Genomic DNA, 12,281 nt, shown 5'->3' with positions numbered 1-12,281 from the left:
GCATTTCCAATCTATTTTAAATTATTGCCCAAATTAGGGAGTAGTAACATAGATGAGCAACAAAAACTATTGTCTCAAGTAAGTCCACTTTTTCACAACTATAAAATATGTGTATTAGGTGATAGAGAATTTTGTTCTGTAAAACTCGCTAAGTACCTTCAATCATTGGGTGTATACTTTTGCTTGCGATTAAAAAAGAACGAATTTGTAGAGGTTGAAAAAGATATTTTTCAGGAATTAAACAGTCTGGGATTAGAACCAGGAGTATCATTTTTTATTCAAGGTGTAAAGGTAACAAAGACTCGCGGTTTTATGAGCTTTAACGTTGCTTGTAAATGGAAACGTAAAATTAACGGAGTAGCACCGAAAGAAGGATGGTTTATCTTAACGAATTTTGAGGCGTTAAAATTGGCTATTTCTGCCTATAAACAAAGATTTGATATTGAGCGGAGTCGGAGACACTCCGCCTCCGAGAAATGTTTAGAGATTTCAAGAAGGGAGGCTATAATTTAGAGGATACTAATGTAACTGGTGAACGCTTTATTTCTCTAGTTTTATTGATAGCAATTGCTTACTCTTCTGCAACAATTCAGGGTCAACAAATCAAACGTAAAGGAATACAAAAATATATTGCTCGGATCAAAGAACATGGTCGAACGGAACGGAGACATAGTAGTTTTTATATCGGCTTATATGGTCAAACTTGGGTCAATTTCAAGGATGTTTGTATGGATTTAGTCACGGAATTAATGAAATTAAATCGCAATAAATATAAGTATTATCAACAAGGTCTAAGAGCTATGAAGCTTATAGAGTCTGTCTTGTAGCTGATTTTGTCCCCCCTTCAGGATAAATATATAAGGCTACATGTCAGAGACGGACTAAAAATATTTACTCAAGAAGGAAAAGAATTATCTCCAGAAACGCTTTCTTCAGGAGAAAAGCAACTGCTACTACTTTTTTGTAATACTCTGACGGCGAGAGATAAAGCAACAATCTTTATTATTGATGAGCCAGAAATATCACTAAATATCAAATGGCAGCGTCAACTTATTCATGCATTGCTTGAACTTACAAAAGGAAGCCAAGTTCAATTTATATTAGCTACTCATTCAATTGAATTACTTTCTCGGTACAACAACAATGTCGTTAAGCTTGTGAAGATGGAGAAATAATTGAGAAATGGAGAATGAAATACGACGCACACTTGACGAACTTGTAACTAGATATGAACTTGAGCCTGAACTGTGTGATATATATGTTGAAGGTAAGACAGATAAGCAATTAATAGAATGGTTTTTAGAGGATAAACAACTTCAAGATTTTGGTGTTTATGAAATTGATACAGTTGAAATTCCTGCCCAATTACTATTTGAACTAGGATTAAAAGACAATATCCGAAGTCGTGTTATTGCTCTTGCCATATATATACATGATAAATTCTTAGAAACTCCTCTACATATTACATGTATTGTAGATAAGGATTTCGATTGGCTATTTGGCAAAGAGTATCAGTGTGATTTACTATTATTTACCGATTATTCATGTCTGGAGATGTATTTATTTAACGAGGTTGTTTTAGATAAATACTTGCGTTTAGCGATACGTTTATATTAGCCAAAAGCTAGCGAAGTACTTCATCAAGTATCTAGAGTATTAGAGGATTTATTCTTAATTAGGGCTACTAATGAAGCACTTGAATTAAATATGAGATGGCTAGAAAAATTTGGCGACTGCTGTAAATTAAATAAAAATAATAATCAGGTTCAGTTCGATTTAAAAACTTTCATTACTAAATATTTAAATAGCAATGGTAATCGCTCACAGGAATCGAGATTCATAACTAAACTCGAAGAATTACGTGCAAAAGAACTGATAGAAATACGATGTAAAATTCATGGGCATGATTTTACTGAGCTTTTGTGTTGGTACATCAGACCCTATCTTAGGAAATAAATCAGGAATTATTACAATTCAGAGATTCTTGCAGGAAGCTTATTAGGATGTATTGATGCTGAAAAGTTAGCTCAAGAAGGTTTATTTCAAAACTGACTTGCTCGTATTGGCAGATAATTCGGACGAGCGAGATTGCTTGTAATCTTTCTTTAATTTAAAGTATATTTCAATGCAGCTGTCAGCGCGAGACGCAAAGAAGCAGAGAGTATTTGATAACTTCTCTGTATCCCTGCGTCTTCCATAAACAATTACTACCAAATTCGATTTCCATTTTCGTCAAGTCGTGCTTGCCGAATTACGTCGGAAATTTCCTCAGCATCTTTAACGTGATGGAGTGCCTTTTTTTCGCCGTTGGGTTCATCCACAACGAAGTAAGTCGGGACTGTGATTCTTTCGCCTGTAATGTCTGGTACATCATCAATGGCTGCCTGTTTAGCCTTCTCTTCAATTGATTGAGGCTGATCGGAAATTCTATCTCCTGGATTCGCCGTTAGGTTTCTTTCATTCACATCTGGCTTTTCACGAGAATCTCGATCTTCGCTTACTGGTTGATTAATTTGATTTCCTTGATTTTTATCACTCATGGTGCTTTCAGGTATTAAAATATCTTGCTTGACTAACAACAGCTTAAAAAATCAAGGGTATAAAGAGTTCTTTCTCTGGAGAGAGTTTGAGAATATATTTTGCAGAGATTTTGTGAGGAACATATCTTAGGTTATAGCCTAGCTCTGAGATTTATAAATAACCTCATACTCCAGAAATAAATAATAATTAAAAATTCAAGTTTTGGCACAACTCATAAGAAAAGCAAATTTTATGAAAATGAACCCACCGTAAACACAAAAGTACATTAATCCTAATGCGATCGCGCCGTAGTATATTAGTAGACCTTTCTTGGTAAATCGAATCATCATGGAACATTCTTCTACTAATGGCAAAATCCCAGCCAGGATAAAAACGCGCCGGGATTTCTTAACCTATATGCTAGGTAGTACAGTTGCATCAGTAGCGATCGGATATCTATTTCCCAAAGTCAGCCAAAGTCGTGAGCTAGACCTAGAAACCCTTTGCTCACTTTATCCCAAAAATTCACGCTGTCAAAATTATCTTCCAGGATCGGTAGCACTAGCTGAAGACGGCAAAGAAATTGAAGCTAATACACTATTAACAACTGCAAAGCCAGGAATTCCCATTCTGGTAAAAGGCTTGCCAGATCGTAGCGTTGATTATCTGATTATTCAAGACGGTCCACAAATTGCTGAGTACGCTATTAATCCAATCTGCACACATTTAGGATGTACAGTCAATTGGGATCTTGAGAAGAATCACTTTATTTGTCCTTGTCATGGATCTCAATACGATTCTCAGGGTCGAGTTGTTCATGGGCCAGCTAAACGCTCTCTACCACTAATCACTGTAGTAGTCAAGCAAAATCAAATTCGTTTAGTCGATCGCAAACCTGCTCTAGATCCTCGTTAACCTACGCTTAACAAATCAAATTTAACAATGCCAGCATACTTTTTAAGCAAGTTATGAATTATAAAAGACTAACAAAAATTACTGCATGATTTAAATTTGTCGGGTAAGCTGACAACAGCAGTTTCATTCTCAAACCAATGACCACAAGTAGTCCCAAAATTTTAGCCCTGGACTTTGATGGAGTGATTTGCGACGGATTAATTGAGTATTTTGAGGTAGCATGGCGCACCTACTGTGAAATTTGGTCTTCTGCTAACGACACACCGCCAGATGATTTAGCTTTGAGATTCTATCGACTAAGGCCTGTTATTGAAACAGGTTGGGAAATGCCCATTTTAATTAAAGCCTTGGTAGATGGAATTTCTGACGAAAAGATTCTTCATGAATGGGTAAGCATTGCTCCACAAATTTTATTAAATGACAAGCTACAAGCAAAAGAAATTGGTGCGAAACTAGATAATCAGCGAGATGAATGGATTACCACTGATTTAGATGGTTGGCTGAGTCTGCATAGATTTTATCCGGCAGTAGTAGAAAAAATAAAATTAACTATTGACAGTGGAGTTAAGCTATACATTGTGACAACGAAAGAAGGACGTTTTGTACAGCAGTTGTTGCAACAAGAAGGGGTGAATTTACCGCCAGAAGCAATCTTTGGCAAAGAAGTCAAGCGTCCCAAATATGAAATTTTGCGAGAATTAATCCAGTTAGCAGGAGACAAGCCAGTTAGTCTCTGGTTTGTAGAAGATAGACTCAAAACATTGCAGTTAGTCCAACAGCAAGCAGGACTTGAAGATGTGAAACTCTTTCTTGCAGACTGGGGCTATAATACCCAAGCAGAAAGGGAAATCGCTCAAAATGACCCGCGAATTCAATTGTTATCACTTTCTCAGTTTGCCAAAGATTTCTCAGCTTGGCTTTAAGTAATTCGTAATTCGTAATTTGTAATTTGTAAGGGGTCTACATCTACCAAATTTCTTTTATTACGACTTACTTTAGCGACTATTAAAGCGTAATTATCAATTACGAATTACTTTATTTTTCTAGCAAAATGGCAACGAAGCGAGATATTTAAAAGATGTAGGTAGATCGCAATGAATTACTAAAAACTTTAGCTCCTCATACTATTTCTTTGTGAGGCTGCGCCAAATTTTCTTTCTTTCTTTGCGCCCTTTGCGCCCTTTGCGGTTCGTTCCTCATATAGTTTGGCACATCTTCATACAGAATTGGTATCACTCCTAAATTAGTACTTAGTTTTATGCTTGATCTAACAAAACTAGCGCGACAAATGCAGGGTTTAAGTCAACATCTTACCTTAGAAGCTGCTGCTAGTCGTCAGCGTTTAGAATTGGCACAACAACATTTAAAAAATGCTTATGAGTGTCAACAAGATTTAATTGATCGCCAGGAAAAATGGCGCGATCGCATTCTCTTTGCTAATGCTACCCCAATAGAACCGCTAGAAACCTGCATCGATATCCCAGTTCCCCCCAAAATTCATACTGTCATCGCTACCGATGGTTCGCAAATTGCCCCCAACCATCACGAAATTGCTTACTGTTATCTGCTAAATATCGGCAGAGTCGTCTTGCACTACGGGCAAAACCGCCATCCCCTACTAGATAGTTTGCCAGAAGTATTTTACCGCCCAGAAGATTTATATATGTCTCGGCAGTGGGGAATTAGAACTGAAGAATGGATGAGTTTTCGCCGCACTGCTTCCGAAACGACGGTGTTAGCAGAACTGGCGTGTGATGCGGCGCAAAGGGAAACGCCAGCGTTAGCGATGGTAGATGGTTCGTTAATTTACTGGTTTTTAGAACAATTACCAATGGATGCACGCGATCGCATTTTACCCCCGATCCTGGAAGCTTGGCAGCAGATGCGTGATGCTCAAATTCCCTTGATGGGCTATCTTAGCGCCTCTCGCAGCATCGAAACAATGAACTTTTTGCGGTTATTAGCTTGTCCTCATCCAGCGCCAGACTGTAAAAGTCATTGCCCAAATCAGCTAGAAAAAGTACCTTGTAAAATTTTTGAACAGTTGCGAGATACTTCTGTTTGGGCTACCCGACTCAAACCAGGACAACGCAGTACTCTGTGGCGCAGTAATTCCCCCATTCTCGAACTTTACGGCGATCAAACGATTTACTTTTGCTACGTCCACGTTGGTACTGAAATCGCCCGCATTGAAGTTCCAGCATGGGTTGCCGAGAATGCAAGCATGTTAGATCAAGCATTGGGACTGATGTTAGCACAAGTACAAAAAGGATATGGCTACCCTGTTGCGATCGCCGAAGCGCATAATCAAGCAGTAGTAAAAGGTGGCGATCGGGCGCGTTTCTTTGCCCTTCTCGAACAACAAATGATTAAAGCTGGTTTAAAAAATGTGGGAACTTCCTACAAAGAAGCTAGAAAGCGCGGGAGTATTGCGTGAAGGAGGCAAGAATTAAGATTATTGACTGATAAGCTGCGATAAATTGTATTTATCTATTTTGGTTTATGGAGGTTTTTATGCAAACACAAGCAGAAAAACGCTACTACACCCGTGAAGAATATTTAGCACTGGAAGAAGCAGCCGAATACAAAAGCGAATATTTAGATGGGGAAATAGTAGCAATGGCAGGAGGTACAACTAATCATAACCATATCATTGTTAATTTAGTTGCTCATTTAAAATTTGCTTTAAGAGGGCAAAATTATAATTTATTTACTAGCGATGTGCGCTTGTGGATACCGGGTTACAGAAGATATACGTATCCAGATGTGATGGCGATCGCGGGAGAACCAGTGTATGAGAGTGACAGCACTACTACTGTTACAAATCCCTTAATAATTATTGAGGTTTTGTCAAAATCAACCAGAAGTTATGACGAATCAGATAAGTTTCGTTGTTATCGTTCAATTCCTGAATTTAAAGAATATATTCTGATTGACCAATACAAATTTTATGTCGAGCAATTTGCTAAAAACTCAGATGGTAAATGGGTATTAACTGAATATGAATCTCCCGATGCATTTTTAACACTAGCTTCTATAAATTTCCAAATTTCATTTAGTGATATTTATGAAATGGTAAACTTCTAGATGAGTCAGGACTAAAATATCAAGTCTACACATCAATAAATGTGAAAACCTTAATAATTGTTACATTTAGGGACTTCCAAGAAATAATCCAATCTTGTGGGGTGGGTATCTTGCCCGCCCACAGCCCAAGGCGGGCAAGATGCCCACCCCACCCCACAAAGAATAGTTGAGTATTTTTTTATTTGGAAGTCCCTTATTAATCCAGTATTTCGCTGTTTAAAGACAATTACAGATAAAAGTCCTGATTAATTCAGTTTATGTAACACTTCTTATCTTAAATTTAAAATCTAAATGTTTACTTTACAGCTTTTTAGGGAAACCTTTATTTAGTAGAGAACTAAGTCAACAGCTAGCTGGCTTACTCAGTAAAAACTAGTAGATACTTATTGGCTTTGCTGTCAAGTTAATTCCGTTTTTATTCGTCAGTAACCAGTCTTAGTCATAACTGATATTAGGCGAGTCTCTAAATTTAAACTTTATCCCAAAATATTTATATCTAAAAAGCTGATGAAACTAGTTAAATCTGAGTACAACCAATCTGAAGAAAAATACTCTCGATTTTTCTCCCTTTCTATAGATTTATTGTGTATTGCTAATTTTGATGGTTATTTTAAGTATTTAAATCCAGTGTGGACAAAAACACTAGGTTGGTCAATTCAGGAACTTGTTGCTAAACCCTTCATAGAATTTATTCACCCTGAAGACCGTGAATTAACTATTACAGCAGCCCAAAAAATTACACAATCTGTAGATGCAGTCAGTTTTGAAAACCGCTATCTTTGTCGAGATGGTTCTTACAAGTGGCTATCATGGAATGCGACTGGTTTCATTGAAGAAGAGTTGATTTATGCAGTAGCTCGTGATATCACTACTAATAAACAGAATGAGATAGCACTCAGAAATTCTATTCAAGAATTAGAAGCTTTTAGATTTGCTTTAAATGCCCATTCTCTAGTAGCTATTACTGATAGAACTGGAAGAATAACTTATGTCAATGACTTATTTTGTGAAGTTTCTAAATATTCTTCAGAAGAACTTTTAGGACAAGATCATCGGATTATCAATTCTGGATACCACACAAAAGAATTTTTTGCCAACTTATGGAAAACTATTTCTCAAGGTAAAATCTGGAAAGGAGAAATTCAAAATAAAGCTAAGGATGGTACTTTTTATTGGGTGGATACTTTGATTGCTCCAATGTTAGGACAAGATGAAAAGCCCTATCAATATGTATCAATCCGTACAGATATTACACAACGCAAGCTTTCAGAGTTAGCTTTATTGGAGCGATCGCGCTTGTCAATTTTGAGCGCAGAAGTCAGTTTAGCCTTATCTCAAAGTGGTACACTTCCAGAAATTCTGCAAAATTGTACAAATACTATTTCCCAATACCTTGATATCGGCTTTGTTTGTATCTGGACATTTGAACGACAGACAAAGCAGCTACAATTACAGGCTGGCGTTCATTGCACAGATATTACTTGTAGTGCTTTGAGCGATACCCAAGATTTTCCAGAGCATATCGCTTTAGTCAATAATATTATTGGCTTAATGATTCAAAACCATCAAGCTATTTTTAACCAAGAACTATCAATTAATAATTCCGAAAAACTTACCGATTCTAAATTTTCAGTTCCTCGATTTTCTGCTTATCCCCTAATAGTAGAGCAGCAGATAATCGGTATAATGGCTTTATTTAGCAAGCAATTATTTACCGAAGCAACTCATAACTTATTAAATTGGATTGCTAATAATATTGCTGTAGCTATTGACCGAATTTGGGCGCGAGAAGAACTCCTCAGCCGTCGGGAAGCCTTGTTACTGCGTCTAGCTAGTCAAATCCGCAGTTCTCTTAACCTAGATATGATTCTAGAAACTGCTGTTAATGAAATTCGCAGCTTATTACAAATTGACCGTTGCTACTTTCTTTCTTATTTACCGCACCCATCCCAAGCAAGCCTGACTATTACCTCTGAAGCCCGAAACCCTAACTTGCCAAGTATGTTAGGCAGTATTCCACTACAAAAAAGCACTTTTTTGAGTCAAAAGCTTCTCTCTCAAGAGCTAATTTGCATCGAAAATATTAATAGTAAATCACAACTTGATTATGATATGCAAGAATTTCTAACTGAGTTTGGGATCGCATCTCAACTAATGCTACCAGTTAAAAGTAATTCCGGGCAGATTGGAGCAATTGTGTGCAGTCATTGTAGTGGCGATCGCATTTGGAATAACAGTGAAATTAGTCTGCTACAAGCTGTTTGCGATCAACTAGCGATCGCTATCGATCATGCACAACTTTATACCCAAAGTCGCACTGCTACTTTAGTAGCTCAAACTCAAGCTGAAAAACTCACCGAAACCTTGCACAAATTGCAGCAAACTCAATCTCAATTGATTCAAAATGAAAAAATGTCTAGTTTAGGACAATTAGTCGCTGGAGTTGCTCATGAAATCAACAATCCAGTTAACTTTATTCATGGTAACTTAACCTATGCTAACGAATACTTTCAAGAGATGTTAACTCTCTTACACCTTTATCAGCAATACTATCCCCAACCCGAAGCAGAAATTGAAGATTTCACTAAAAAAATTGATTTGGAATTCATTAGCGATGACCTTTATAAACTCCTATTTTCGATGAATATGGGTACTAATCGTATCCGTGAAATTGTTTTAGGATTGCGAAATTTTTCTCGTCATGATGAAGCAGATAAAAAACCAGTTGATATTCATGAAGGAATTGAAAATACGTTATTAATTTTGCATCACCGCTTAAAAAATAGTGGAATTGGGTTGGATATATCTATAGTTAAACAATATGGTGATTTACCTTTAGTTGATTGCTATGCTGGGCAACTTAATCAAGTATTTATGAATATTTTGACTAATGCGATCGATGCTTTAGAAGAGTCAATAGTCAGGATAAAAACAAATTATAAACCACAAATTATCATTCGTACTGAAATTTTAGAGAGCAAATTTGTTGTCATCCGAATTGCTGACAACGGATTAGGAGTGGTAGAAGACATTAGAAAGAGATTATTCGATCCATTTTTTACCACAAAAGAGGTAGGTAAGGGAACAGGTCTAGGACTATCAATTAGCTACCAAATTGTAGTAGAAAAACATGGTGGAAGTTTAAATTGTCTATCAGAAGTAGGAAAAGGCACAGAATTCTCGATTCAAATTCCAATTTAAAATACTCTACGTTTATAGGACTTACGCACTCATGACGAAAAACTAAGGCTCATTAACTGCATTTATTTATTCTATGACTTACGCATTGCATTATCTCTCGTTACAAGGCTCTGCCTTGTAATGCTTTTGTGGGAGGCTCTGACTCCTTTGTTTGACAAGAGGCGGAGCCTCTGAGCGATCGCATTCCCAGGCTCTGCCTGGGAACGAGGCAAGGCAAATCACGAAAAACTAAGTCTCATCATTTTAACTGAATTTATTCTTCCCACAATGCCACTTTTTGCTTGAGTTCAGTCATATCTAAATAATCGTTAGCAAAAGCTTTTCGTAAAAGTGGATGAGGAATAAATTCATCATACTTTTGAATTTCTGGTGCTTCTGAAGTACTGACTAAATCTTCTGGGATAATTCTTTGTTCACACAATGAAGTTATTTCACGATAAAGATATTTAAATTTATCCTTGCCTAATTTAATTGTCAAATAATAGGGATTTACTCCGCCAATACTTGTAATTTCTAACGATTCTCGACAGTAAGAGTTGAGTAATCTTTCTAAGGTGCGATAAGCAACCGTACCCATCCAAGGGAAAATGCAACATTTACCTTTTTCCAATTGCAAAATATTCTGCTTATCTAATCCAACCTCATGCACCAACTGGCGAACTTGACGTAAACGTTGCAAAGCATTTTTTTGCAAGTAACTATACTCAATATCTTCCAATAATACTTGTTGCATTCGTTGCAAAACTTTGGTATGAATAGTACCACCCCCACCTCGCCAATAAATACTAGACTTACCCTCAGCTTGTTTAACAAAAATAGCCTTCTTTTTAAAGTCAACTTCTACGACTTCCCAATTTCTCCCTGCTAAAGCAAATTGATTCCCAACAGGAAGTGGCGTAACAATACTGCCAATTTCTGTTGTACCTTGCTTAACAATATATTCTTGTTGTTCAGCAAAAACAGCATAAAACTGAAATTTTCTCACTACCCTTTCTCCTGCCAAACCCAGGATTAATTTACCTTGTTCAGTCTGCTGAATATGACCAATATCAATTAAATAGCGTAGCAATAGTTGAAAATCTTCTTTTAAAATAGCAGCAAAGGGTGGCAGACTAAAAATTTGTTTAGCTAAAGCATTAGTTGAAATTTCACCTGTTGCTGTTAAAATACTCATTGTTTGGTGATAAAGCAAACTTAAAGGATATTTAATGGGTCTGATTGGTTCAATCCATTTTTCTTCTAAATAAAGTTGAATTATCGCAATACACTGCAAAAGTTGCCAGGGAATTTGTTCTGGTAGAGAAGCTTCTGCTAATGGCTTATCTTCAGCGCATACAAAACGCATATCAGCAGCTTCACCTCTTCTACCACTGCGTCCCAAGCGCTGTAAAAAGCTAGCTACCGACAAGGGCGATTCTAACTGAATCACTCGCTCTAAATGACCGATATCTATACCTAATTCTAGAGTCAAAGTGGCGGCGGTGACAGCTGGATTGTTCGGTTCACGCATTGCATTTTCAGCAGCTTGTCGCAAACTAGCAGATATACTCCCATGATGTACATGATATATATCTGGTAATCCTTGTTTTGTGGCAATTTGTCGCAAAGATGCAATTACAGATTCGGTGCGCGTGCGATTATTCGCAAATATTAGGCATTTGCGAGATTTGCTGAGGTTGAAAATATATTGTTCATCATCTGTCGCCTCTGATTCATCTACTTCATCTGTAATATAAAAATGTTCTACAGCTAGTTTTATTTGCCGTTTTATGCCATCAATTTTTGGTGTAATCACTGGCTTATCGGTTCCCGAACGCAACCAATTTTCAGCTATTGAATAATCACCAAGAGTTGCCGATAAACCAATACGACGTGGTTGTTTTTGCGTCAACTTTGCTAAACGTTGTAATTGGCAAATAATTTGACAACCGCGTTCTGAACCCATAAAGGCATGAATTTCATCAATGATCACAAATCTTAAATCACCAAATAAGCGAAGTAAATCGTTATTTTTATTAATTAACAAACTTTCTAAAGATTCTGGGGTAATTTGGAGAATGCCTTGCGGATTTTTTAAAAGTTTATTTTTTCGAGTTTGTGAAACATCGCCGTGCCAGTGCCAAACTGGAATATCTGCTTCTTTGAGTAAGTCGTTGAGACGCTCAAATTGATCGTTAATTAAAGCTTTGATTGGACTAATATATAATACGCCAATTGTAGCAGCAGGGTTGTTATGTAATAGAGTCAAAACTGGTAGAAAGGCTGCTTCTGTTTTTCCAGCAGCAGTTGCAGCCGTAACTAACAAGTGAGCATCAGTGTCAAATATAACTTGACAAGCGGCAATTTGAACTGGACGTAATTCAGTCCACTGGTGATGATAAATATATTCTTGGATGAAAGGTGCAAGTCGGCTAAAGGCATCGCTCATATTTTTTATAAATTCTATAAATAAAGTTATGTCCCACAAGGAACTGAAGTTTCTTGCTAATAACAAAAGTCATCTGAAGATGACTCAATATACCCAAAAATCCTTAGTCATCTTTAGATGACTTTAACTG

Annotated in this window: 9 protein-coding genes and 1 pseudogene; 8 read left to right on the top strand and 2 right to left on the bottom strand. The window is 36.9% G+C overall.

The genetic code is table 11. The features are described from left to right. The 3 genes and pseudogenes from HWQ37_RS29255 to HWQ37_RS29245 form a co-directional block, all read left to right on the top strand. A pseudogene (locus HWQ37_RS29255) lies at nucleotides 1-827 on the top strand (IS4 family transposase); the annotation flags it as partial. Between the two features lie 6 nt (nucleotides 828-833). Beyond that, on the top strand, nucleotides 834-1,175 hold the full coding sequence (locus HWQ37_RS29250; protein ID WP_292753913.1) for an AAA family ATPase: 342 nt from the start codon (nucleotides 834-836) through the stop codon (nucleotides 1,173-1,175). Nucleotides 1,176-1,182: 7 nt separating this feature from the next. Continuing rightward, entirely contained in the window at nucleotides 1,183-1,617 is a 435-nt protein-coding gene (locus tag HWQ37_RS29245; protein WP_292753912.1) for a hypothetical protein, read from the top strand. Nucleotides 1,618-2,207: 590 nt separating this feature from the next. On the opposite strand, the gene HWQ37_RS29240 is transcribed toward HWQ37_RS29245, so the two are convergent. Further along, nucleotides 2,208-2,540 carry a hypothetical protein gene (locus HWQ37_RS29240; RefSeq protein ID WP_292753911.1) on the bottom strand — a complete coding sequence of 111 codons (333 nt, stop codon included), beginning with the start codon at nucleotides 2,538-2,540 and terminating at the stop codon, nucleotides 2,208-2,210. 328 nt (nucleotides 2,541-2,868) lie between these two features. Here HWQ37_RS29240 and HWQ37_RS29235 point away from each other — a divergent pair, with 328 nt between their 5' ends. The 5 genes from HWQ37_RS29235 (at nucleotide 2,869) to HWQ37_RS29215 (ending at nucleotide 9,723) form a co-directional block, all read left to right on the top strand. Beyond that, nucleotides 2,869-3,435 (top strand): Rieske 2Fe-2S domain-containing protein, encoded by a 567-nt coding sequence (locus HWQ37_RS29235; protein WP_292753910.1) that lies wholly within the window; start codon nucleotides 2,869-2,871, stop codon nucleotides 3,433-3,435. Between the two features lie 137 nt (nucleotides 3,436-3,572). Beyond that, a complete protein-coding gene (locus HWQ37_RS29230) occupies nucleotides 3,573-4,358 on the top strand; it encodes an HAD family hydrolase (protein ID WP_292753909.1) in 786 nt (261 codons plus the stop codon). Between the two features lie 335 nt (nucleotides 4,359-4,693). Further along, nucleotides 4,694-5,872, top strand: coding sequence for a DNA double-strand break repair nuclease NurA (locus HWQ37_RS29225; protein WP_292753908.1), 1,179 nt, complete (start codon nucleotides 4,694-4,696; stop codon nucleotides 5,870-5,872). Between the two features lie 77 nt (nucleotides 5,873-5,949). Continuing rightward, nucleotides 5,950-6,522, top strand: a complete 573-nt coding sequence (locus HWQ37_RS29220; RefSeq protein WP_292753907.1) for a Uma2 family endonuclease — start codon at nucleotides 5,950-5,952, stop codon at nucleotides 6,520-6,522. A gap of 507 nt (nucleotides 6,523-7,029) precedes the next feature. Next, nucleotides 7,030-9,723, top strand: a complete 2,694-nt coding sequence (locus HWQ37_RS29215) for a PAS domain S-box protein (RefSeq protein ID WP_292753906.1) — start codon at nucleotides 7,030-7,032, stop codon at nucleotides 9,721-9,723. Between the two features lie 253 nt (nucleotides 9,724-9,976). On the opposite strand, the gene HWQ37_RS29210 is transcribed toward HWQ37_RS29215, so the two are convergent. Continuing rightward, nucleotides 9,977-12,151, bottom strand: a complete 2,175-nt coding sequence (locus HWQ37_RS29210; protein WP_292753905.1) for a DEAD/DEAH box helicase — start codon at nucleotides 12,149-12,151, stop codon at nucleotides 9,977-9,979. Nucleotides 12,152-12,281 lie beyond the last annotated feature (130 nt).

Origin of the sequence: Nostoc sp. NMS4 (assembly GCF_017115095.1) — a bacterium.
GTDB lineage: Bacteria > Cyanobacteriota > Cyanobacteriia > Cyanobacteriales > Nostocaceae > Nostoc.
The sequence above is the reverse complement of the archived record's forward strand: the minus strand, read 5'-3'. Positions and strand labels throughout refer to the sequence as shown.